At 46.7% G+C, this 22,041-nt stretch carries 22 protein-coding genes; 12 read left to right on the top strand and 10 right to left on the bottom strand.

Annotated elements, in window-relative coordinates; genetic code table 11:
* Nucleotides 1-341: 341 nt before the first annotated feature.
* The 3 genes from OU814_RS00950 to OU814_RS00940 all read right to left on the bottom strand — a co-directional run bounded on the left by OU814_RS00950 (nucleotide 342) and on the right by OU814_RS00940 (nucleotide 4,823).
* Nucleotides 342-2,624, bottom strand: coding sequence for a GUN4 domain-containing protein (locus tag OU814_RS00950; protein WP_268179764.1), 2,283 nt, complete (start codon nucleotides 2,622-2,624; stop codon nucleotides 342-344).
* Between the two features lie 139 nt (nucleotides 2,625-2,763).
* Nucleotides 2,764-3,141 carry a hypothetical protein gene (locus tag OU814_RS00945; protein WP_190649526.1) on the bottom strand — a complete coding sequence of 126 codons (378 nt, stop codon included), beginning with the start codon at nucleotides 3,139-3,141 and terminating at the stop codon, nucleotides 2,764-2,766.
* 188 nt (nucleotides 3,142-3,329) lie between these two features.
* On the bottom strand, nucleotides 3,330-4,823 hold the full coding sequence (locus OU814_RS00940; protein WP_268179762.1) for a bifunctional aminoglycoside phosphotransferase/ATP-binding protein: 1,494 nt from the start codon (nucleotides 4,821-4,823) through the stop codon (nucleotides 3,330-3,332).
* Between the two features lie 165 nt (nucleotides 4,824-4,988).
* Between OU814_RS00940 and OU814_RS00935 the strand changes: the two genes are divergently transcribed.
* Entirely contained in the window at nucleotides 4,989-5,405 is a 417-nt protein-coding gene (locus OU814_RS00935; RefSeq protein WP_268179760.1) for a XisH family protein, read from the top strand.
* Entirely contained in the window at nucleotides 5,393-5,728 is a 336-nt protein-coding gene (locus OU814_RS00930) for a XisI protein (protein WP_190649532.1), read from the top strand. The genes OU814_RS00935 and OU814_RS00930 overlap by 13 nt, the downstream gene beginning before the upstream one ends.
* Before the next feature lie 49 nt (nucleotides 5,729-5,777).
* Here the strand turns inward: OU814_RS00930 and rplY are convergent, their stop codons facing one another.
* The 6 genes from rplY to OU814_RS00900 all read right to left on the bottom strand — a co-directional run bounded on the left by rplY (nucleotide 5,778) and on the right by OU814_RS00900 (nucleotide 12,613).
* Nucleotides 5,778-6,071: a 50S ribosomal protein L25 gene (gene rplY, locus OU814_RS00925; RefSeq protein ID WP_190649533.1), complete on the bottom strand. Its 294-nt coding sequence runs from the start codon at nucleotides 6,069-6,071 to the stop codon at nucleotides 5,778-5,780.
* 19 nt (nucleotides 6,072-6,090) lie between these two features.
* A complete protein-coding gene (locus OU814_RS00920; RefSeq protein WP_017290992.1) occupies nucleotides 6,091-7,431 on the bottom strand; it encodes an adenylosuccinate synthase in 1,341 nt (446 codons plus the stop codon).
* 43 nt (nucleotides 7,432-7,474) lie between these two features.
* The gene (locus tag OU814_RS00915) at nucleotides 7,475-8,680 is read right to left on the bottom strand and encodes an ATP phosphoribosyltransferase regulatory subunit (protein ID WP_268179757.1); all 1,206 of its coding nucleotides are present in this window, start codon (nucleotides 8,678-8,680) and stop codon (nucleotides 7,475-7,477) included.
* Nucleotides 8,681-8,698: 18 nt separating this feature from the next.
* Entirely contained in the window at nucleotides 8,699-9,631 is a 933-nt protein-coding gene (locus tag OU814_RS00910; protein ID WP_268179756.1) for a J domain-containing protein, read from the bottom strand.
* A gap of 110 nt (nucleotides 9,632-9,741) precedes the next feature.
* Nucleotides 9,742-10,968, bottom strand: a complete 1,227-nt coding sequence (locus OU814_RS00905; RefSeq protein ID WP_017290995.1) for a glycosyltransferase — start codon at nucleotides 10,966-10,968, stop codon at nucleotides 9,742-9,744.
* Nucleotides 10,969-11,002: 34 nt separating this feature from the next.
* The gene (locus tag OU814_RS00900; protein WP_268179753.1) at nucleotides 11,003-12,613 is read right to left on the bottom strand and encodes a glycosyltransferase family 39 protein; all 1,611 of its coding nucleotides are present in this window, start codon (nucleotides 12,611-12,613) and stop codon (nucleotides 11,003-11,005) included.
* An 83-nt stretch (nucleotides 12,614-12,696) separates the two neighbouring features.
* Between OU814_RS00900 and hpsL the strand changes: the two genes are divergently transcribed.
* The 9 genes from hpsL (at nucleotide 12,697) to OU814_RS00855 (ending at nucleotide 19,571) form a co-directional block, all read left to right on the top strand.
* Nucleotides 12,697-14,316: a hormogonium polysaccharide biosynthesis protein HpsL gene (hpsL, locus tag OU814_RS00895; protein ID WP_017290997.1), complete on the top strand. Its 1,620-nt coding sequence runs from the start codon at nucleotides 12,697-12,699 to the stop codon at nucleotides 14,314-14,316.
* A 138-nt stretch (nucleotides 14,317-14,454) separates the two neighbouring features.
* Entirely contained in the window at nucleotides 14,455-17,295 is a 2,841-nt protein-coding gene (locus OU814_RS00890) for an NACHT domain-containing protein (RefSeq protein WP_268179750.1), read from the top strand.
* A 73-nt stretch (nucleotides 17,296-17,368) separates the two neighbouring features.
* The gene (locus OU814_RS00885; protein WP_268179748.1) at nucleotides 17,369-17,533 is read left to right on the top strand and encodes a type II toxin-antitoxin system HicB family antitoxin; all 165 of its coding nucleotides are present in this window, start codon (nucleotides 17,369-17,371) and stop codon (nucleotides 17,531-17,533) included.
* Nucleotides 17,534-17,727: 194 nt separating this feature from the next.
* Nucleotides 17,728-17,952 (top strand): type II toxin-antitoxin system HicB family antitoxin, encoded by a 225-nt coding sequence (locus tag OU814_RS00880; RefSeq protein ID WP_268179746.1) that lies wholly within the window; start codon nucleotides 17,728-17,730, stop codon nucleotides 17,950-17,952.
* Nucleotides 17,945-18,169, top strand: a complete 225-nt coding sequence (locus OU814_RS00875) for a type II toxin-antitoxin system HicA family toxin (protein WP_017291000.1) — start codon at nucleotides 17,945-17,947, stop codon at nucleotides 18,167-18,169. Before OU814_RS00880 ends, OU814_RS00875 begins: the two co-directional genes overlap by 8 nt.
* 72 nt (nucleotides 18,170-18,241) lie before the next feature.
* Entirely contained in the window at nucleotides 18,242-18,478 is a 237-nt protein-coding gene (locus OU814_RS00870; protein WP_017291001.1) for a DUF433 domain-containing protein, read from the top strand.
* The gene (locus OU814_RS00865; RefSeq protein ID WP_190649547.1) at nucleotides 18,475-18,828 is read left to right on the top strand and encodes a DUF5615 family PIN-like protein; all 354 of its coding nucleotides are present in this window, start codon (nucleotides 18,475-18,477) and stop codon (nucleotides 18,826-18,828) included. The genes OU814_RS00870 and OU814_RS00865 overlap by 4 nt, the downstream gene beginning before the upstream one ends.
* Nucleotides 18,829-18,983: 155 nt before the next feature.
* Entirely contained in the window at nucleotides 18,984-19,289 is a 306-nt protein-coding gene (locus OU814_RS00860) for a DUF6883 domain-containing protein (protein ID WP_017291002.1), read from the top strand.
* Nucleotides 19,290-19,352: 63 nt separating this feature from the next.
* Nucleotides 19,353-19,571, top strand: a complete 219-nt coding sequence (locus OU814_RS00855) for a DUF4926 domain-containing protein (protein ID WP_190649551.1) — start codon at nucleotides 19,353-19,355, stop codon at nucleotides 19,569-19,571.
* Between the two features lie 52 nt (nucleotides 19,572-19,623).
* Here the strand turns inward: OU814_RS00855 and OU814_RS00850 are convergent, their stop codons facing one another.
* On the bottom strand, nucleotides 19,624-20,259 hold the full coding sequence (locus OU814_RS00850; protein WP_268179742.1) for a serine/threonine protein kinase: 636 nt from the start codon (nucleotides 20,257-20,259) through the stop codon (nucleotides 19,624-19,626).
* A gap of 229 nt (nucleotides 20,260-20,488) precedes the next feature.
* Between OU814_RS00850 and OU814_RS00845 the strand changes: the two genes are divergently transcribed.
* A complete protein-coding gene (locus OU814_RS00845; RefSeq protein WP_268179740.1) occupies nucleotides 20,489-22,033 on the top strand; it encodes an ArnT family glycosyltransferase in 1,545 nt (514 codons plus the stop codon).
* The last annotated feature ends 8 nt before the right edge of the window (nucleotides 22,034-22,041 follow it).

The following is a 22,041-nucleotide window of genomic DNA, read 5'->3' as shown; positions in this document are numbered from 1 at the left end:
CTCGCAAATCCTGTAGCTGGCATTGAATCAGTTCATAGGCACGATCTCGTCCAAGACATTGTGTAGCAGAAGTGGAGAATTTTTCCCTGCGTCTCAAAATGGGATGAGTGGGACGCACCAGATGAAGAGATTCGGAAAGTTGCAAAAAAGTTTGTGCTAGCAAACTGCTACGACCCTAATGTTGTCAGCTTGAGGTTTGAGTGAGGGAAATCTCTAAAAGTATTTGGAAGGAGGAAAAATACGCAGTGCCAGGTATCGAATTTCTGAAAGGTCGGTAAATCATGGAATAGCTAAGCATTTACAAACCTTTAAAGATCTCTAGAACTGGCTTGTGCTATAGTTCACAAGTCTCTGCGCGAGAAAAGGGAACCCACTCGGCTCGACGCACCCCAACCTAATACGTCAACCATCCAACCCGACCGCGAAAGTCGTGGAAGTTCGCCCGTTAAAGATTTTTTTAGATCGTATGTGAGTTTCTCGGATCTCAACCAGTCTCCTCCCTTGCGCCAACCAATGAGATCGCCAAATTCTTCCCAAGCGTCATTGTATTCCATTGGACTACCGCATTCTTGCCAGATTCGCTTCTGGACGCTAAATCCCCATTTGCTATTACTGTATTTCACCCACAGTTGGTTTAGTATCCGCAAATCTTCACAAGGGAAGTTTTCGAGATCAGCGCGATCGAACCATTGCCCTTCTTCCTTGCCCACTGTTGTAATCATCAGCCGATAGGTTTCATAATCCGCCGCTTTCCATTGCTGAGTCCTCAATAATTCCTCAAGCGTTTGATAGCGCGAGGTTTTTACCTCAGTTACCGCTTCTTGCAGTGCATTCAGTTCTGCCAAATCCTGCTGAAGGTCGGTATCAATTCGCTTGCTCGTTTCCTGACAGCAAGCATCGGCAAGATCCTTAAAACCTTGAGACAACGCTGTGCGAATCAGAGTACTCGGTTTCTTCACCTGTGCCGCATATAGCAAAATTACAGACTTCCACCAGTCTTCACCAAACCGTTCATACAGCAAATGCTCCTCACCTCGGCGCACCACTTCCTTTGCTGCTAAAAACTCTTGAAAACTGAGATGCGGAAACTCAAACTCTTCCGGTTCTCGCTGCACCAACAGTTCACTAATCTGCTCAATCTGCCTCAAAAAGTCCGCAGGCGCGATCGATTCCTCTTGAGCTTTTAAATATCCCTCCAGCCGCTTCAGCAAAACCGCTTGCTCGACTCGTTCTTCTTTTTGCTGCATCATTTCCAGTGCCAGCATTTGCAAGATGACTTGCGCTGTCGCATATTCATCATTGTCCCCTGTGAGCCAAGTTTCAATATCTCTTGCACCAGGACGATCCCTCAATTGCAGCACGCAGATTTCTTGATAAAGTTCTACTCGACGTTTTGGCAGCTTGCTACTGGGATAGCGTCGATGAAACATGGCGATCATATTCAGCAGCAGTGGATTTTGTGACAGATCCGCCAACTCCTGCCGCTGGTTAATTTGTTTGAGTAAATCATCCGCCGCATCTTGAGCCGCCTTTCGCACGGCTGGAATATCTTCTTTACCGTGGTGATAATATTCCTGACACCAGTACCATTTCTCTACAAAAGCTTTGCGCTGCGGTTCATTAAAGTTTCTGACATACAGCAGCGAATTAAAATCGATGCGATCGCTACTCGTTTGCTCGTTGTAAGCCTTCGGTCGCGCTGTGAGAATAAACAGCGATTTACGATATTTTTTGCGCTGAGCATTCAACCAACGTGCCACGAGCGGACGTTTTGCCTTCGGAACTTCATCAAAGCCATCCAACATCACCAGCATTTTGCCCTGCTCTAGCATCGCCTTTGCCCAATCGGTCGGCATTTTCAGATCCGCGATCGGCAAGCTAGGAATGTGATGCTGCATGATCAACTCTGGCAAACTCGGCGGAGTCTCCTGGCTCAAAATCTCTCGGTACTTCCGCAGCAGCAACAAAACTGGAATATATCGCGTAACCTCTTTAGGCTGCTTATTTTTGCCTAAGCTAAAGGCAATGTGTCGCAGTAACGTCGTTTTGCCATAGCCACCCCAAGCCAAGATTGCAATCTCGCTATAAATCGCATCCCGCTTTGCCCGTGCCAGCAAATCCCAAATACTCACACCCGAAGCCTGCAACCGTTCCAAATCTTCAAGCGATCGAGAAAATCCTGGAGATGCCACACGCCCATCGAATTCTAGTGGCACAAAGACTTCCTCTAGCATCGGTGTAAAAATGCCGCTAATCTTCGCCATTCCTTCTGTGCTACAAGTTTCACACTCTGCCGCCTGCGCCTCAAAATATCGCTCCTCGGCTGAAGTCAGTTTTGCGATCGCTTGTTCTCCGAATTGATCCAGCTTTTTGTTAACGACTTCTCCAGCTTTTTCTAACCGCTGTTGATTGCCTTTATGAATCGGCTCTAGCAACTTCCCAGCATAAGAGAAACAAAATCCAATCAAAGTTGAAGCGATTGCTTTACCAACGTTGTCTTCGATCAGCAAGAGCCACAGCCCATATCCTCCGCCAATCCCAATCCCGCCCGGCTTAAGCACTTTTATAAGAATTTCCGCAAGCTGTTCTGGAATAGAAGCTTGTTTCGAGGGTTCTTCAGGCATAAAACTTTCGATGAGAGGCTCTATTTCTTTCTAGCGCAGAAATCCAAAACAAGCGCATTCAGAAAACCTCTTTCCTGAAAAATCAGTCAAAAACTAGAAAAAGTCGCGCTTCTCGTTTGAATTCAAGTGCAATCCACAGCTATTCTTCACTGTTATTAGTTTGATTATTGGGTTGCTCGCGCTGAAAAAATGTTCTAGTCAGCGTCTTTAACGTGACTGGTTCCTGCTCTTTGCGGCGTTTGCGATGTTGTAGCGCAGTTGTGCCTCGGCGACGTTGCCGCGATCTCGCAACACTTTCCACACCCTCGTCACTCACCCGTCTTCGGGTCGGTTCGATGTTCTCTTCTTTCGATAGCCACCAATCGACGATAAATCCGCTTGCCGTTCCCCCGATCGCGCCGAGTGCAATACTAAACAGCGCTGGATAGCCGAGAGCATAGAGGCTAATTAGAAATAACAGCCAAATCTGCAGCCCAACGGCAAAGCCTTTAGATACTGGTTCTCCTTTCTCAGCCACGATCGTTCATTCCTAAGTTTCTCTATGAGGATACAGGCGAATGCACAATGTCGATCGCTTTGTGTCCTCATTATGCGAATTTTTTAGGACAACTTATGATCAAATCGCGATCGCGCGGCTCGACGGTTCAAACACTTGCAAATTCTGTATAGAGAGGCAGAGGTAAGGAAGTCTGCCTCTAACTTGTACTAGCTGAGGGTTTTAACCAATGGCTTTTCCGTCTCGCTAAACGTTTCAAACGTTTGGTTTGCTAAAACATCGAGATCAGCATCGGAAATGTCCCCCTGTCGCTGCGCAACGCGATCGCGTAAAACTTCCGCCGGAACATTACAGTAGAGAATCTCAATCTCAATTCCCTGTGCTTGTGCTTTCTCAATCACGGGAGTGCGTAAAGCTTGACGATCGTACTTCGCATCCAAAATCACGGTATAGCCTTGCGATGCTAAAGTTGTGCCGAGTTCTAGTAAGCGATCGTAAGTCTTCTGAGTCATCTCAGGACTGTAAAGTGAAGCATCGCCTTTCTCATCCAACGCCACGCCACCTAAATGCTTACGAACTGCATCAGAGCGAATTTGAATGGCTCCAGTTTCACGGGCTAGTTTAGATGCGATCGTACTTTTCCCAGATCCAGAGAGTCCCGACATCAGAACAATCTTGCCTTGTCTCGGTTGCGTATACTCCCAAGACAAACGATAGTAACGGCTAGCAGTTTCTTTCGATTCTGCCTTCACGGATTCTGGAACACTCGGATCACTCAGCAAGAATGAAGTAACTTTCGCTCGAACATAAGACTGACGGCTATTGTAAAGTGGCAAAACTTGTAAGCCTTCCCAGTCGCCCGATTGTTCCAGATAAGCATTCAAAAACAGATTGCTTAGATCCCGACGATTCCGAGCATCAAAATCCATGATGATGTAAGCAACGTCGAACATCGTATCGACGAATCGGAACGGCTCATTAAACTCAATGCAATCAAACAAAAGAATCTTATTGTTCCAGAAGCAGATGTTTCTCAAATGAACATCGCCATGACATTCGCGGATAAATTTATGTTCGACTCGGCTCTTAAAGAGGGCTGCACTCTCCGCAAAGAGCTGATCGGTGTAAGCTTTCGTCTGATCAAATTGTTCTTGAGTTTGAGCCACTCCAATATAACCAACCGTTTGATCGTAGTTTTCGTCGATCGCTTGGCGAATCTGAGACACTTCCCCAAAGCTGAGAATGTAATCATTCGTCGGTGCAGATTTGTGGAATGCTGCTAAAACCTTTGCTAAATCGAGTAAATGCTGCTCGGTGAGTTCTCCACGATCGTACATGGCACTCAGCAATGTCTCTTGAGGAAATTGCTGCATTTTCACCACATAATCCACGACTTCGCCTGAACCATCCAGCACAAACTTGTTACCATCTTGCGTAATCGGCACAATGCCCAAATATAATTCTGCTGCACCGCGTTTGTTCAGCCGCAACTCTTCCTCACAGAAATGTTTGCGCTTTTCCAAAGTGGAATAGTCTAAAAAACCAAAATTCACAGGTTTTTTCAGCTTATAAACATAGTCTCCGGTGAGAAAAACATAGGAAACGTGAGTCTGAATTAACTCGATCTCGCCTTGAACCGGATGATCATAAATTTCGGGATTGAGCAGCGCTTCAACGATCGGAGGAAGAGTCGTAGTCGTCATAAATTACATCTACACAGAAGGACGGGAATTCAAGAGGCATGAAAAAAGCCAGGGATCTCTCCCTAGCTTTATATACATTAGATCGGTCAGCAAGCAGTCATAAATCCCAGAATCTTCAAAGCATCTAGATATGATGATTTCAGTGTCCATTTTTTCATGCGATCGATGTCTAATCGCGATCTGTTTCACTTTGCAGTCAAACGAGCCTTACAGAAACAAGGCTGGTCAATCACAGATGATCCGCTGATTCTAGAAATTGAGGAAATTTTAGTCAAAATTGATTTGGCGGCAGAACGTCTGATTGGGGCAGAACGGGATGGAGAAAAGATCGCAGTAGAAATTAAAAGCTTTGCAGGAGATTCAGCGATTAGCGAGTTTCATACTGCACTCGGACAGTGTTTGGACTATCAGATTATGCTAGAAGAAAACGAGTCTGATCGAATCTTGTATCTAGCTGTTCCAGCAGATACGTATCAAACCTTCTTTCAGACTCGATTTGCTCAGATTGTTTTGGAGCGCTATCCGTTGAATCTGTTGATTTATGAGCCAGTTCTGGAGGAGATTCTCGAATGGAGAAACTAGAACACTATCGGCAGTCTATTCAAGACCTGCTGACGCGCTATATTGCTGAACTTCCAACAAAAGCGGAAGTGGAAAGCCAGCTATTGATCGACACACAGCGAGATCATTATCAATGGATGCGGGTAGGCTGGAAAGGCTCGCAACGCATCTATCACGTTGTGATCCATCTTGATATCAAAGATGGCAAAGTGTGGATTCAGCAGAATACAACTGACACAGACTTGGTGCAAGCTTTATCAGATGGAGGAATCGATCGCGAAGACATTGTGCTCGGACTACAGCCTGCATATAAGCGAGAACTGACTCTGGTTACATCTGACTAAAAAAGCCAGGGAGAAATCCCTGGCTTTTCAAATCTCCGTAAGCTAAGGCTTACTTTTGAGCAAAAAAGCTGATGTGATACAACGAACCCTTCCAAGGATGGGTTTGAACTTCACGCATCACGGTCTTGCCATTCCAGGACAATTCTGGAATATTCACTTCTACAACAGATTTATTCGGCGCAGCATCCCGAACTAGGAAGCCCGCAGCCTTAGCATCGACGACTAAGTGAATCGACTCAGCACCATTGTGGCCATACAAAGTAGCAGGAATTTTGCCATCGCGACGCAGCGCATTCGGCTTAGTTCCTTCAGGACGTTTTTGAGCTTCGATCGAGAACGGCATAATTCAAACCTAAAATCTACTAAACGTTTGCGGGTTGGGGCGTTCCGTTGGTATACAACAACGCCCGTTTCGGTCCATGAATGGGATCTTCAACAATGATCGTTTGATCGCGTTTTGCACCTAACGAAACAATCGCGATCGGCACATCCATTAATTCTGCCAGGAACTTGAGATAATCCAGCGCTTCTTTCGGCAAATCATCGAGCGATCGACACGCTTCGGTCGATCGTTTCCATCCTGGCATCGTTTCGTAAATCGGCTTGCATTGAGCAAACAAGCGCGAATTACTGGGAAAATCTTCGCAGCGTTGCCCATCAATTTCGTAGGCAACACACACTTTGATTTCATCCATTTCGTCTAAAACGTCTAGCTTCGTGATCGCTAGACAGTCCAGACCATTGATGCGAACGGCATACCGTCCAATCACTGCATCAAACCAGCCACAGCGTCTTTGTCGCCCCGTCGTCGTACCAAACTCAGCACCACGATCGCACAACAATGCGCCCATTTCTTCATGCAACTCGGTTGGGAACGGCCCTTCGCCCACCCGAGTGGTATACGCTTTCGCGACACCAATCACACGATCGATCACCGTCGGCCCAATCCCTGTCCCCACACAAGCCCCGCCGGATACCGGATTCGAGGACGTGACATAAGGATAGGTTCCATGATCCAAATCGAGCAGCGTGCCTTGTGCGCCTTCAAACAAGACATTGCGTTTGCGGCGAATCGCATCGTAAATCTTTAGCGAGCTATCCACAACATGCGGACGCAAGCGATCGGCATAGCCCATATACTCTTCAAACACTTCGTCTGCACTCAGCGGGGGCAGATCATAGAGCTTTTCGAGAATGGTGTTCTTTTGGGCGATCGTCCAAGCCAACTGCTCACGGAATCCTTCTGGATTCATCAAATCGACGATCCGAACGCCGACGCGCTCAGATTTATCGGCATAGGTCGGTCCAATGCCGCGTCCGGTTGTGCCAATTTTGTGATTTCCGCGCTGTTCTTCGGCGGCTTTATCGATCAAACGGTGATAAGGCATCGTCACATGTGCCGTCTCAGAAATCAGTAAGTTCTGAGTCGTAATGCCGAGCGCCTCAAGCTGATCCAACTCTTGAATCAGCACCTTGGGATCGATAACCGTTCCACAGCCGATAATACACTCCGTATCCGGGTACAAAATTCCAGACGGAATCAAATGAAGCTTAAAGGTCTGATCCTTGACAACGACCGTATGCCCTGCATTGACACCACCTTGATAGCGCACAACGACATCTGCCGATTTACTTAATAAATCGGTGATTTTGCCTTTACCTTCATCGCCCCACTGGGCGCCAATAACAACTACGTTAGCCAAGGGTTTTCAGGAGTCTAAAGTTTTCAACAAACTCCCATTATCCTCACGAGGTGCGTTCTGTGTCAAATGGATCTTCAACAAGGATTTGCCCATCTTCTTGAACCCAGGCAATTCGGGCAATTCGTCGCTGTCGGGCATAGGTTTGAATCTGCTCACGGGTTCCAGCCGTCAAATTCACCTCGACCACGGCTCCCGATTCGCGCAATTTTTGCGCCTGTGCAAATGCCAGTTGAGGCGAGTCTGACACGACTAGCCAATCGCTCGATCGCGTTTGTTTAGGAAGTTGCCCGGTTGCCAATAGGATTTGATGCAGATTTTCCAAGTGCAGTGAAAATCCGATCCCTGGGATTGATTGTCCTTGCGAGTGAAATTGCCCCAAAAGTTGGTCGTATCTTCCGCCTTGTCCTAAAACGACTTGCCCGGATTGGGTTACGACTTCAAACACGATTCCGGTGTAATAGTCGAAGGTCTGGATCAAGCTGAGATCTAACACGATCGGCACGGTCAAACTCGCTTGCAGGAGTTCAACTAACGATTTGAGATTATTGACGATCGCTCGTTCTGAGTCGTCTAAATCCAAGGCGCTGACTCGCTGGAGTACATCACTCGGCTTGCCGCGCAAATCTAGAAGCAGTAAGGCACGCGCTTTTAATTCGTCTGAGAGGGGTAAAGCTTCTAAACTTAAGCGATCAAGCGTGGCGATCGCGTGTCGAACTTTCGCGCGAATCGGTTCTGGAAATCCCGATAAGAGCGATCGCGTTAATCCCGCTTCCCCTAAGATCAACTGTCCGGGCAACTCCACCGCGTGCAGACAATCCATGACGAGCAACAGAATTTCTGCATCTGAGCAAACCCCATCCCCGCCAAGCAATTCGACTCCCGCCTGATAAAACTCTTGTTGGCGAGTATGGCTGCCTTCTTGGGCGCGCCGGAAGACGTTGGCGTTGTAGTAAAGTCGCTGCGGAAATGTACTATTCGCTAATCGAGTCGCCACGGTTCGTGCGATCGAAGCCGTCAGTTCTGGACGTAATCCGAGCGGATCTTCTTCGAGTTGATGCAGTTGAATGACCGTAGAACGCTCGATCGCGCCCCCTGCCATCAGCGTGTCTAAGCGTTCGAGCGTCGAGGTAATAATCCGGTGATAGCCCCAAGCATGAAACACTTGCTGAAGCCGATCTTCAATCCAACGTTTTTGGGCGACATCGAGAGGCAGGAGGTCGCGTGCCCCTGCAGGAGGCTGGTAAACCATTTTGAGAGAAATTTAGCGTTACTTTTTCTTACCGAAAAGACCGCCAAACAGACCGCTGCCAGATTTAGATGAGGGTTGCTTCGTCGCATTCGATTTTGCACTCGGCTTCTCTGAAGACGAAGGGATCGCAGGGGGATCGAGTCTCTGCTTGCCAATCAAGGCGCGCTCGTCTTGCGGATCGATCGACAGCGCTTTCGTAAAATGAATCTTCGCCATCGTCGGTTGGTTTTGCCGCAAATAAACCATGCCCATTAAACTGTGACAGCGGCTACTGTTTGGGTCAATTTTTAAGGCATCTCGCAATTCTATCGTTGCTTGGGCAAAATTTCCCTTTGCCGCAAATCCTTCGGCGCGACGATAATACTGATCACTCAACGATTCAGCTTTGGCTTGAACCTCTTGAGGCTTGGCTTGAGCGTTGTTAGTTGCGGGGATGAAAGTCTTGTTTTTCGGAACTCCAACAGAATCGCTGGCGGCTTCTCGACGAATCAGATAGGCAAGATTCAGTTCGCTGATTTGGGCAATCAGTTCGCAAGCCTGATCGAGCTGCTCATACTGCCGATTGGATAAATCTTGCAGTGCTGTGCGGTAAAAGTGATCGGGATTGCTTGCGCTCAAAAGCTGCTGAGCTAGACTGCTGAGCACCCCAATGGTGTGAAAATTGCGGGCGGCTCCCTGCCCTTTCATTTTCAAAACAATCAAATGATCAGTCCGGGCTTTTTCTTGGGAAAGTTTTTCCCAGGCTGGATTCACCAGCTTGGATAAGAGTTGTTCAGCAAGTTGTCTATCTCCCTCACTTTCAGAAATGCAGCTATCGGGGTGTAAGCGACGGGCGATTTTTAGATAGTTTTTTCGGATCTCTTTGACATCGGCTTCGATCGAGACACCTAAAATGGCGTGAGAGTCGGAAAAGTCTGAGAGAAATAGCCCGCGATCGATCTGGAAGCTCATGGGTTACCTGTGATTTCAAGGAACGAGTTTGAGGGGTGCTGAGCCTGAGAGGTGCGGCTTCAGTCCTGTTTTATAGTTCCTTGAAATCCACAAAGCTCGACATCTGAGGTCTATTTTCGTCGCACGTCAGTGACCCGCCAGCTTAATTTCAGATTGATCCAGAAATTCCAGAAAGTAACCAGCACGATCGCGATCGGTTTGGCGATGAATTCGCTGACGTGAAACACATCATGAAAGAGACTGACGATTAAAGCTTGGAGAATGATCCCCATCAAACAGATCGTATTGAACTTCAGAAAACGCTTAAATCGTTGCCGCTTGCCGGGTTGACCGCGCGCGATATCGCCAAATGTCCAAAGGTCATTCCAGAGAAAATTATTGATCACCGCCAATTCTGCGGAGAGCATCGTACTGCGCGCCAAATTCAAGCCGAGCGAGGTGCGCAGGAAATAAAAGGCTGCCATATCGACAAAGACGCCACTGAAGCCGACGAGTCCAAAGCGTAAAAAGCGTCCCAACTGGAATTTTTCCCGCAATCGGCTAATTCTGCCGCGCGATCGCAGTTTGCCTAAGTGCATGAGATACTCAACATACTGCCGCCAAGTGACTTTACTCTCGCCTTCTTGTCGTTCTTGGAAGACATAGCCGACCTCGGTAACTCGGTCAACCTGACCCCGACCAATTACTTCTAAGAGAATTTTGTAGCCGAGTGGACTCAACAGACAGTCTGCGATCGCACTACGTCGCACCATAAAATAGCCGCTCATCGGATCAGACACGCGTCCGACCACGCTTGGCAAGATCACTAATCCGAGCAGTTGTGCGCCTCGCGATAGGACACGCCGAATCAAGCCCCAATCGCTGGTTCCGCCCCCTTCAATATGCCGACTCGCAACTGCCAGATCCGCGCCATTCTTAATCGCTTGCAGAAGTTTCAACAATACTTCAGGCGGGTGCTGCAAATCACCATCGATTACGCCTAAAACTTCGCCTCGTGCGGCTTGCCAACCGCGAATCACGGCAGTCGATAAGCCGCGCTCCGCCTGCCGCCGCATCACTCGCAGATTTGGGAAATCCACCGTCATCTGCTGAGCAATTTCCCACGTGCGATCGGGACTGTCATCATCGACGATAATCAGCTCGTAATCATTTGGCAATGCATGATCCAACAATCCCGTCAGGACGCGAACGATTTGTTCTACATTTCGCGCTTCGTTGTAGGTGGGAACGATCAGCGAAAAGTAGATCGACTGAGATTGTCGCTCGATCGCCGGGTTTGCGTGTGGGATTTTTAATTCACCCGCAGGTGGCGGGACGAGAGAGGGAGGCACAATCATGAATTTGCGGTTAGGTAGGACAACAAGGACGAAACTACGGACTCACTTGATACAGCTTGATTTGAAATTCGTCTAAGCTCATAGTTCCCGATAGAGATTGAGTCTTGGCGATCGTAAAACGTTCCGCTAATGTTTGCTGAATTTTTTGGCGGTCTTGCTCGGTAGCAGCGGGCGACCAAATGGGTGCAGCGCTTTCTAGCCAGAGCACCCGTCGATATGGAGCATTGGTTAAAACCGTCTTCAAAGCTGTACCTAATTTCGCCGCAGGTTGAGCCAGCAGATCGACTCGACTCTGGGGCGGGATGTAATACGCTAAGCGATTCACATGTCCCCACGCTTGTGTGTCCATTGCGATCAGCGTTGGAGCCGCATCGAGTTGGATCAGCTCTGATACTTGATGAAACACCGAACGGGTTCTTAAAGTCAAATCACCCACATCGATCGTGAGATAGAACAGCAACAGAGTCAGAGCGATGATGCTTTGGTACGCTTTAACTTGGCGAATTGCGATCGTCATAAGCAACAAACACCCAGGCAAAACAAAGATCAGCGCGCGCCCTTCTCCAAATCCCAATGTATACTTTCGCGTCACAATATCGACGCAGAGTGCAAGCAACAAAGGTAGGATCGCCATTCCTAACCCTACTGTCAAACTTATTTTTTGACCAGATCTCTTAAGGCAGATGATCGATAGAACCAATCCGCAGGTTGCCAACAATCCAGCAATGATGGTGATTCCAGGTGGTAAACTCGTTGTCCAGTCTCCCACAATCAGATGAATCCCGATCGTTTGAAAGAGATCCTGAAGGTGTAAAAGGGCAGGGTTGCCCTCTGGGTTGCCAAACCGTCCAAGGTCAGCATTTCGCAATTGCTTCAACGTGCCCCAAATTGCCCAAGGCAAGGTCAGCAGCCCTGCAATGATCAGCCGAATGCCATGCTGGAACCAATGCCGTCGATCGAGCACCAAAATCAGCACCGAAACGACAACAATCCAATATGCAAATAAATAGAACGTGAGCAGACCGCCAACGATCGACATCACGAATATAATTTGCCATGTCCAGCGAGGCTGAGACATGATTTCGAGCAATGCCCAAACGCTCAAAATTGCCCAAAATACAAGCGGTGTGTACATTCGGACATTGAGCGAGTGAAAGAGATAAAAGGGATTCGTTGCAATCAATGCGGCAAATAAAAGTCCGCTGCGATGATCTAGCAGTTTGCGCCCCAAACCATAAGCAGCAGCGATCGCGCCGAAACTCCACAGCATCGGCAAGCTGCGCATCGCAATTTCGCGATTGCCAAACAGGCGCAGCCAGAAATGGTGTGCAAAGAAGAACAGGGGCGGATGAGGTTCGCCTGCATAGAGTCCGCGCAGTAAGCCCTGTATCGTTTTAGCAAAAGATTCTTGGGGCAGATCAAGCAGGGAGGTGAGTTGAGCAAGTGCGATCGTGCCCTCAGCGGGAAGAGAATATGCAGATCGTTGTCCGGTCGAAAGCAGCAGCGAGAGAACTTCGTCGTACCAGAATTCGCGCGTACCGAGATTGAGAATGCGGAGGAAAATTCCGAATGCGATCGTGCAACCGAGCAAAATTTCTAACGTTAAGCTTTTTCGGCAATAGAGGAGAAAATTGCGATTGAGCATAATTCTCATGGGTTAGGGGCTACAAGTAGTCTTCCCGTTCTGACTTTCTCGGCTATGATCCAGGTGCTTATTTTGACACGGATATGGCTAAGAAGCGCAAAAGCAAGGTCTCAGAAGCAGAGCCAGGATTGTCCCTGAAAGAGCGTTTGGCAGAAAAACGTCGGGTGATGTTAGCCCGTAAAGCGGCTGTTAATTTTATTTCTATGTCCACGATGATCTCGATCGTGGTGGGATTAGCATTATTTGCGGTTGGAGGAATTAAAGGCGCAGGCGGTGGTTTTGCGGGCGTGCTGACGCTGATGCTATCGTTCAAATTTCCCTGGCAAGCGCTTCATGCCTTTATGATTTACATGCCGTTTGGCGGAACGATTACGTATGCCACGGTGGGGAATAATCCGCTGATGCAGTTGGCGAAAGATGGGATGTATATTCCTGCTTTGATCAGTATTTATCAGTACTGTAAGCAGCGGGATTTGTCGATGATGATCCCGAAGTTGATGAAAACGCCTCTGATGCTGCTGCTCGTTTATTGTATGTTGGTGCTGCTGTTCGTAAATGGTTCGCAGCAGTTGTCTGCGGCTGAGGTGGCAATGACGACTCAGAAGCCGCTTGAACGACCTTTTTTCATGGGCATCTTGGGCTTAAAAGTTTTACTAGGCTATGTGCCGCTGATTCCCTGCGCTTATTACTTGATGAAGAAGAAGCAGGATGTCTATAACTTTATGCGAATCACAGTGGTGGTCGTGATCATTTGCTGTGGATTGGCATTTGTGCAGTACATGATGCTGAAGACAGGACGGTGCAAGGGGACTGAAGGGACAGGGGCGGAATTATTTAAGGCGTCGCTGGATGCACGGTGTTTTGTGGGAGGGGCGCTACTGTATACGCCAGAGCAAGGGGTGATTCGATTGCCGGGGACGTTTGTAGCTCCGTGGCAGTGGGGATGGTATTTGATTTCGAGTGCGTTTACAACGTTTGCAGTGACGTTTTTCGATCGCAATTTGGTCTGGAAGATCATCGGTGGGATTGGAATGCTGATGACGATCATTATGGCAGTGATTTGTGGACAGCGAATTGCGCTGATGCTTGTGCCTGTGATGATTGTGATTCAGTTGTTTACGACGGGGCAGATTGCAAATTTGAAGCGATTTGTGCCGATCGGAATTGGACTGGCGGGAGCGATTATGGTGGCGATGGCATCGAATCCAGCGGTGGTACAGGAACGGCTGGATAGTGCAGTGGGTCGCTGGAATGCATCACCGCCTGATGCGTTTATTCGAGAGCAATTTGAAACGGTAGTGCGGGGGGCGAGTCTCCTTGGGAAAGGGTTGGGACGCGCAACGAATTCGGCGCGGGCAATGGGGGATACGCAGTTGATTGAGACGTACTATCCCAAGGTGATGTATGAGATTGGGCCGATTGGGACCGTGTTGTTTGTGGTGTTGGTGACGAGTTTGACGATCGCTTGTTTTCGAGCGTTTCGATCAGTCAAAGATAAGAATATTCGGGGATATGGAGCGGTTCTTTGGACGTTTGTGTTGGTGATTAGTTACAACACGTATTACTATCCGTTGGATGTTGATCCGGTGGCGGTGTATTACTGGTTTTTTGCGGGGATTGCGCTAAAGTTGCCGGAGTTAGATCGTTTAGAACCTGTTCCAGTTGAAGATCCGAAGGCGAAAAAGAAGAAGCGAAGGCGATGAAAGTTCGACGTTTGAGGTTACTGTATCTCGAAGCTTTTTCAGCACTTGCAAGCTAGTATCTAGATCATTGCCAGATCGTTGTCGTTCAAATGTTTAAGAGATTGGGCGATCGCTTTTTTTCGCGTTACCTTAAATTCGATGACGATCGAGCAAATGGCAATGGCAACCAAGATTGGATCATTTCTTGAAAAAATCGCGAATAAATCAGTTGTCGAGATCACGAAAACTGGAGCGGAATCAGCGAAAGCTGCTTTAGAGTTTGCGAAGACACTGAAGGAGAAATCGCCGGATGTTGCAACGTTGAAGCCTTATGCTGGGCAAATGACTTCGTTACTAGAATTGCTCAATTCGCCGATCGCGCAAATTGTCAAAGATGCTATTCCATTTGCACCGATTGCGGTAACGTTGCTGAACTTAGTTCATGAAGCGACGAAGCAGGAACTAACGCTGGAGGAATGTATGGCGTTGGTGGTGCAGTTGGCTTATTTGGATAGTGTGAGGGCGTTTCTTTCAGAGATTGATGTGGCGCAGAATGAAGCTTCGCAGTCTGTGAGTCGGCAGATTCGATCGTTAGCAGAAGTGGAGATGAGCGATCGAGATGCTCGAACTGCAATTTTGTTTTTTCATGAATCAGAGATTGCGAAAGCTTTTAGTGCAGTACTAGAAGCGCGATTAACAGAGGTCGGATGTTCTGATGTGCGCAGAAGTGCTGAGATAGTTGCTCGAAATACAAATTACTACATTCAGACTGCCTTGGCTGGAATGGGTGAGAAGGTCAATCCGGTCGTGAAATGGTTTTCGACTGGGGGACAGGAGAAGTTTGAACAGTATCTCAGCATTGAAGAGTATTTGCGGGATGTGATTTCACCGGATTCAACGATTCAGGTGTTGCGCGATCGTTGGAGAGTGTTTAATGAGCCGTTTACGCTGAAAGAGATTTATGTGCCAACGGAAGCGAGGTTTATCAACAAAGATGGAGAGCAAGATGAGGAGCGCGATCCAGTTGTTTTGGAGCAATGGGCGAAAGCTTGGCTGAATCAACCCGAACAAAGTAGGGTGCTATTCATCCAAGGGCATCCGGGACGGGGAAAAAGTGTATTTTGTCGGATGTTTGCGGAATGGGTGCGGGTAAATGAGCATCCGAATTGGACTCCAATTTTGATTCGACTGCGGGACATTCAGAGTTTAGAGAAAGATTTTGAGGAAACGTTACGCAAAGCAGTCAATAGAAATTTTGCGGCGAGTGATCAGGGGTGGTTGAGCGATCGTAATACTCGATTTTTATTTTTACTAGACGGCTTTGATGAGTTGCTAATGCAAGGGCGGACAAGTAACGGGTTAGAAGAGTTTTTAGAACAAGCCGAAAAGTTTCAGCGGCGATGTCAGGAGAATTTTGAAAAAGGGCATCGAGTCCTGATTACAGGTCGTACTTTGTCGCTTCAGAGTATAGAACGCAAGATGCCAACGAACTTGGAACGGCTCGAAATTATCGAGATGAGTGATGAACTGCAAGGACAATGGTTTGCGAAGTGGGTGCAGCTAGCTGGAAGTGAGAAAACGAGTGCGTTCCAGCAATTTTTGCATAGCGAACAATGTCCGAAGCGAGTTCGAGAACTATCACGAGAGCCACTTTTACTCTATTTACTAGCAGCAATGCACCGAGACGGTGAGCTTACGTTAAGTGCCTTTGAAGGGGCAGAAGGGGTTCAGGCGAAAATTTTGATCTATGAAAAGACGATCGATTGGGTACTTACAAAGCAGCGCCCAGATATGCTAAATCGAGAGTTGACTGAATTAGAGACTGAAGATCTGCGACTGATTTTGGCTGAAGCAGGATATTGTGTTCAATCTGGAGATGGATATGCTCGAATCGCTATGATCGAATCACGCCTAAAAGGTAATTCTAGTGTCCAATGCCTTCTAGAGGAAGCCCGCCAAAGGCTAAAGGACAATCCTCTTAGGAATTCCTTGGCAGCTTTTTATCTTCAACCTGGAAGTCAAAGAGGCGGCTCAGTAGAATTTATTCACAAAAGTTTCGGAGAGTTCCTTTGTGCAGAACGCTTGAAAATTGCAATTGAGTCTTGGACAGAACCCGGAAAAAGGCGGCAAGAATTTTATGTTTCACCTGACCAATTCAATTGGGAGATTTATGACTTATTTGGAACTTGTGCGCTATCGCCTGAAATTGTTGACTATCTCATGGCACTGTTAGGGAAAAGTGAGGGTTTTGAGCCTTTTACTCTCTTTAAGCGTCTAAATGAGTTCTATTTACGATGGTGCAATGGTGAGTTTCTTGATGTACCAAACGAAAACTTATTTCAACGCAAAGTACGAAGCATAAGAGAACAGATTCCAGAACTTTTGACTGAAGAGGTAGTAGATATACGATGTATAGACGTAGTGGTAGGACTGAATGTTCTAATTCTGCTGTTTCAATTAAATCAATACGCACAAAGCAGACATGACCTGAAAGATTGCATTAAGTTCTATCCATGTAGTCAACGGGATTCTTCTGATTTTGATGCATATCGACTACTTAAAGTGATTGGGTATAGTCACTGTATACATCCAGATACCTTCTGTCGTGCCTTGAAGAATTTTCTTGGGTATGCAAATTTTGGAGGAGCTAATTTGCGCGGTATCTTTCTTCGAGGCGCAGATCTTAGAGATGCAGATTTGAGTAACACATTCCTTCGAGGGGCTTATCTTTCTGAATCTAATCTCAGTCGAGCAAATTTCAGTGGAGCGGTCATGTATGGAACTTTCCTGAATGAAGCTCGTCTCCAGAATGCTAATTTCACAGGCGCTGATCTATTCAAGGTGAGTATGATGGGTGCTCACCTCCAGAATGCAGATTTTAGCTCTGCGAATTTAAGAGGAATTGCTTGGAGTGTTGACACAAACTGGGAGGGAGTAAGAGGGTTAGAGACAGCAAGGAATGTTCCGATCGCTCTAAAACAGCAGCTCGGTCTAGAGTAAAATCCTGCGATCGCGAATCTGCGGAAAATGTGCGATCGCGGATAATAGGAGAAAGCGATCGAGGACAGATATCATGTCGTACAAAATTGATGTCGTAATTGAAAAAGACGAAGACGGTTATTATGCTTACTGTCCAGCGCTCAAAGGCTGTCAAACTCAGGGAGACACCTTAGAAGAAGTTCAAGCCAACATTAAAGAAGCGATCGAGCTATATCTCACAACTCTAAGCGATCGCTAATCAAAATCCCAAAATCCTGATCAACGTTCTGTCTTGTTGAGCCAAGCAGGAGTATTTGCAGATAGAAATGCAAGCGCAAATCGATCTCGATCGTCGAACAAATCTTATCGGTCTAGAGTAGAATCCTGCGATCGCGAATCTGCGGAAAATGTGCGATCGCGGATAATAGGAGAAAGCGATCGAGGACAGATATCATGTCGTACAAAATTGATGTCGTAATTGAAAAAGACGAAGACGGTTATTATGCTTACTGTCCAGCGCTCAAAGGCTGTCAAACTCAGGGAGACACCTTAGAAGAAGTTCAAGCCAATATTAAAGAAGCGATCGAGCTATATCTTGAAACTCTTTCAGACGAGGAGAAAAGCATTCTTCAAAAGCAGGAAATCTTGACCATGACATTAGAGGTGCAAGTTGCCTAAAGCGCCACGTCTAACTGCTCAAGAAGCAGAAAAACTTTTATTAGATGCTGACTTTACACTCATCAGAACAAACGGTAGTCATCGAATCTATTTCAAGAATGGCATTCGAGTAGTTGTACCTTTCCATTCAGGTAAAATTCTGCATCCTAAAATCGTTAGACAAGTTCTTGATGCCATTAACCCCGCAGAAGAAGATTCAGACAACGACATCATCTAAGTTACATGCGATCGCGAATCTGCGGAAAATGTGCGATCGCGGATAATAGGAGAAAGCGATCGCACATTTATTATGGAAACGAATCTACTTCAACGAATCACCCACGATATCAACATTTGCCACGGTAAACCTTGCATTCGTGGCTTACGTTACCCAGTGGATTTCCTTTTAGAACTTCTGAGTGCAGGCATGACGATCGAAGAAATCTTGGCAGACTATGAAGATTTAGAACGCGAAGATATCCTCGCAGCGCTTTTATTTGCCGCTCGTCTCAGCCAAATTAAAAGTATTCACAAAATTGCTTCATGAAATTTCTAGTCGATGCTCAATTGCCCACTCGTCTTGCACGACTATTATCAGAAGCAGGATACGACACGCTACATACGCGCGATCTTCCACAACAGAATGCAACTTCCGATGCTGACATCAATACGCTCTCGATCGCAGAACAAAGAATTGTCATTACAAAAGACGCAGACTTTCTCAATTCTTTTCTAACCATTCAACAACCATACAAATTGCTGTTAGTCACAACTGGCAATATCAAAAACTCAGATCTTGAGACAGTATTTACGCAAAATCTATCACGAATTGTTGAGTTGTTTGAACAACACTCTTATCTGGAACTGAGTCGTAATGAGATCACAGTTCACCAGTAAATAGTTCATCGCAGCTCGCTCTAAAACAGCAGCTAGGTCTAGAGTAAAATCCTACGATCGCGAATCTGCGGAAAATGTGCGATCGCGGATAATAGGAGAAAGCGATCGCACCTAGAAAATTTGAGATGATATGACAGGATTCGCGATCGCACCGTATGAACTTACCGAACCGAGAAACCGCATTTATTCAACCCCAAAAGTTGCTTGGATACTTGCTCTCAGAAACTCACTCCGTTGGAGGCTCAAAAGCAAAATTACTTCGTGGTGCTGGCTTTAATGAAGAAAATGTAGATATCCTAGAGCAAAGACTTCTGGAGATTGCGCGATTGCAATCTGTCAAGGAAGTTGTTACTTCTCCACACGGCACAAAATACATCATCGAAGGAGAAATAGAAGCCCCCAATGGATACTTGATTTCGCTAAGAACCGTTTGGATCATTGATATGGGATTGGATCATTGATATGGGACAAGAAACCCCACGCTTTGTAACTGCACATCCACTTTGAACATACAAGAGGCTGAAATGATTCAAGAATTAGACACAGTGATTCTGACTCGCGATATTCAAGAAAATGGTCTAAGAGCTGGCGATCGTGGAGCTGTTGTGCATTGTTATAGCGACGGGCAAGCTTTTGAAATTGAATTCATCAATGCAAAAGGACATACAATCGCGCTTCTAACCTTAGCTCCTGCAGATATTCAGTTAGAAACAACCCAATCCATGAACAAAGTTGCATCTTAAAGCTCAGCAACTATAAATCCATTGTCGAACAAATCTCATAGACGACTAGAATTTAACCTCTAAGCGATCGTAACCAGCGATAAGTTTTCCGAAGTGCATTGAGCAGCGCATAAGGAATCCGAATCCGTAACGGACGAAGAATCGGACGATACACCCAATAGTAAGCCTTCTTCAAATCTGTCCAAGCAGAACACGCTTCTTCATGCAAAAAGTCCGACACATCCACCACATAGCCGCGTCCCTGATACATGTTGACATTGCGCCCGTGAACATCATGCGGATGCAACCCGCGATCGCGAGCATAGTCCAAAGCGCGATCGATATCTTGAATCACTTGCACCGGAATCCGAATCCCTCGGTGCATACAGTCATAAAGCGTGACTCCATGCAGTCGCTTCAAAACCAGCATTCCATCTCGCGCATAGACACACTGCGAAAAAGCTGGATGAGCACCCAAGCGATCGTACACTTCAACTTCTTCTTCAAAACCTGGTCGTCCTGGTGCGTAAACTTTCACCACTTCATCCGGAAAATCTGGATGCGTAAACACGGCCGCATAATTTCCGGCTCCTAGCACTTGCCAAGGTGCAGGCACACGATGAATGACGATCGGATCATGCGGGTCACAACTCTCGATATTTAAATCAGGCAACAGCGTTTGATCAATCGTTTCAATCAGCGATCGCATAAGCAACTCCGAAAAGCGCGATATCCAGCACCATTCTGCCATCAGATTCAAATTACACCTGAGACTTTCCGCAAACGTGATCCAATGTCGATCGCGAAGAATCTAAGGTAGAATTCGCACCGAAAGCGTTTTCTGGTGCGTTGTGAATCTCAAACGGCTCCTTCCCTATCTCACTCTTTTTCTCTGGGTACTCCCTATTGTTGTACTACGAAGCTCTCAACAAAGCCTCATGGCTCACGACGAAGGGATTTACGCCACTCAAGCTCGCGCAATTCTGCAAACTGCAGATTGGATCACACCACAATGGGGAGGAGGCTATAGTTTCGATCGTACCATTGGGATTCAATGGCTGATTGCTAGCTCATACCTGGGATTCGGGATTAGTGAAGGAACTGCTCGACTTCCTAGCGCGATCGCATTTATTTTGAGTGTATTGCTTACTTATGCGATCGGCAAACGTCTGACGACTCCTCGAATGGCTTGGCTCGGAGCCGCAATTTTTAGCGTCATTCCCTTAGTCTCACAATATGCTCGGCTCGGAACTCAAGACATGGTTCTAGTCTGCATCGAACTCATTGCAATTTGGACATTACTGCTTGCCGAGACTTCGGGTCGTTCTTGGCGATTTGTGGCTGGAGCAATGTTCGGATGGGGCTTCATGATCAAAGGCTTCATGATCATTCCAGCGGCGATCGCGCTATTTCCCTATTTGATTGCTCAGCATCGTCGGCATCGGCATTTACTCGATCCTTGGTTGTATCTAGGATTCGGAATTGGGCTTATGCCTGTGATTTTCTGGTTAGGAGCAGCAATTCAGAAATATGGAACCGCACCAATTCAAGAATTATTTGGCAAACTATTTCATTTAGGTGGACAAACGTATCAAGGAGCAAATCAGTTTTATTATTTCTGGAATGTTCCTGCAAATGGTTTTCCCTGGGTGTTTTTTGCATTAGGCGGATTGTGGTTAGCATTTCGACATCCAGACATTAGAGCATTGCTCAAATCACATCAAACTCGATTTTTACTCATTGGCTATCCTGTTACTCTGTTTATTGAATTAACATTGTTTGGAACGAAAACACATTACTATCCGTTGCAATTAATGCCGTTCGTTGGGCTATTTGCCGCGATCGCACTTTCTCATCTCGTCCATCTCTATACCGAGAAGAAATACACAGGAGCGTTTATCGGGCTGAATCTATTCATGGGTGCGATCGCGATTCTCTTTTTAGTTCTTGTGAATAAACGCATGATCATTGCCCAACTGCTGCACTCTAGCAGTTTGCGAAGCAGTGAATTAGATAAGATTGCCCTGGTTGTTTTAGCTGTTGGGTTAGGTTGGTTGAGTTTGCCGCTCATTTGGATTTTGCGCGATCGCATGGCTCACTCTGCAAACTACTGGGCAGCTAGTTGGCTCGTCACGTCTTGGTTCGCGATCGCAGCTTTACATTTAACTGGATTGTGGGGAGATTACGATCCGCAACTGAAGCAATTTCTACTCCAAGCCAATGTACAGGAAGTCTTGCGATCGCAGCCTGTGAGCTTTATCGTCGATGAAAAAGCACTGAGTCGTGACGATCGCAAAACGCAACTCTTACTCAATTTCTACACTCCCAAAATTGGACAAGAAATCGAGAATCCTAAGATTTTACCCAACACCGATTACGCTTGGATTGATCCCAATCTTGCTAAGATACCTGGCTTAAAATATGAAATAGTTGATGTGTTTGAAGGCTGGAACTTGGCGAAACGCTGGCAACAAACAAAATAGGAGAAGTG

The organism is Leptolyngbya sp. GGD, assembly GCF_026735145.1.
Lineage (GTDB): Bacteria > Cyanobacteriota > Cyanobacteriia > Leptolyngbyales > Leptolyngbyaceae > Leptolyngbya > Leptolyngbya boryana.
The sequence above is the reverse complement of the archived record's forward strand: the minus strand, read 5'-3'. Positions and strand labels throughout refer to the sequence as shown.

Coding starts and splice junctions, on each gene's coding strand:
- hpsL (WP_017290997.1), top strand. CDS start 12,697: ATGGCTAAGAAGCGCAAAAGCAAGGTCTCAGAAGCAGAGCCAGGATTG.
- OU814_RS00885 (WP_268179748.1), top strand. CDS start 17,369: ATGTCGTACAAAATTGATGTCGTAATTGAAAAAGACGAAGACGGTTAT.
- OU814_RS00850 (WP_268179742.1), bottom strand. CDS start 20,259: ATGCGATCGCTGATTGAAACGATTGATCAAACGCTGTTGCCTGATTTA.
- OU814_RS00845 (WP_268179740.1), top strand. CDS start 20,489: ATGGCTCACGACGAAGGGATTTACGCCACTCAAGCTCGCGCAATTCTG.
- OU814_RS00890 (WP_268179750.1), top strand. CDS start 14,455: ATGACGATCGAGCAAATGGCAATGGCAACCAAGATTGGATCATTTCTT.
- OU814_RS00860 (WP_017291002.1), top strand. CDS start 18,984: ATGAACTTACCGAACCGAGAAACCGCATTTATTCAACCCCAAAAGTTG.
- OU814_RS00865 (WP_190649547.1), top strand. CDS start 18,475: ATGAAATTTCTAGTCGATGCTCAATTGCCCACTCGTCTTGCACGACTA.
- OU814_RS00915 (WP_268179757.1), bottom strand. CDS start 8,680: ATGGTTTACCAGCCTCCTGCAGGGGCACGCGACCTCCTGCCTCTCGAT.
- rplY (WP_190649533.1), bottom strand. CDS start 6,071: ATGCCGTTCTCGATCGAAGCTCAAAAACGTCCTGAAGGAACTAAGCCG.
- OU814_RS00880 (WP_268179746.1), top strand. CDS start 17,728: ATGTCGTACAAAATTGATGTCGTAATTGAAAAAGACGAAGACGGTTAT.
- OU814_RS00930 (WP_190649532.1), top strand. CDS start 5,393: ATGGAGAAACTAGAACACTATCGGCAGTCTATTCAAGACCTGCTGACG.
- OU814_RS00905 (WP_017290995.1), bottom strand. CDS start 10,968: ATGATTGTGCCTCCCTCTCTCGTCCCGCCACCTGCGGGTGAATTAAAA.
- OU814_RS00900 (WP_268179753.1), bottom strand. CDS start 12,613: ATGCTCAATCGCAATTTTCTCCTCTATTGCCGAAAAAGCTTAACGTTA.
- OU814_RS00940 (WP_268179762.1), bottom strand. CDS start 4,823: ATGACGACTACGACTCTTCCTCCGATCGTTGAAGCGCTGCTCAATCCC.
- OU814_RS00910 (WP_268179756.1), bottom strand. CDS start 9,631: ATGAGCTTCCAGATCGATCGCGGGCTATTTCTCTCAGACTTTTCCGAC.
- OU814_RS00870 (WP_017291001.1), top strand. CDS start 18,242: ATGGAAACGAATCTACTTCAACGAATCACCCACGATATCAACATTTGC.
- OU814_RS00950 (WP_268179764.1), bottom strand. CDS start 2,624: ATGCCTGAAGAACCCTCGAAACAAGCTTCTATTCCAGAACAGCTTGCG.
- OU814_RS00855 (WP_190649551.1), top strand. CDS start 19,353: ATGATTCAAGAATTAGACACAGTGATTCTGACTCGCGATATTCAAGAA.
- OU814_RS00935 (WP_268179760.1), top strand. CDS start 4,989: ATGTCTAATCGCGATCTGTTTCACTTTGCAGTCAAACGAGCCTTACAG.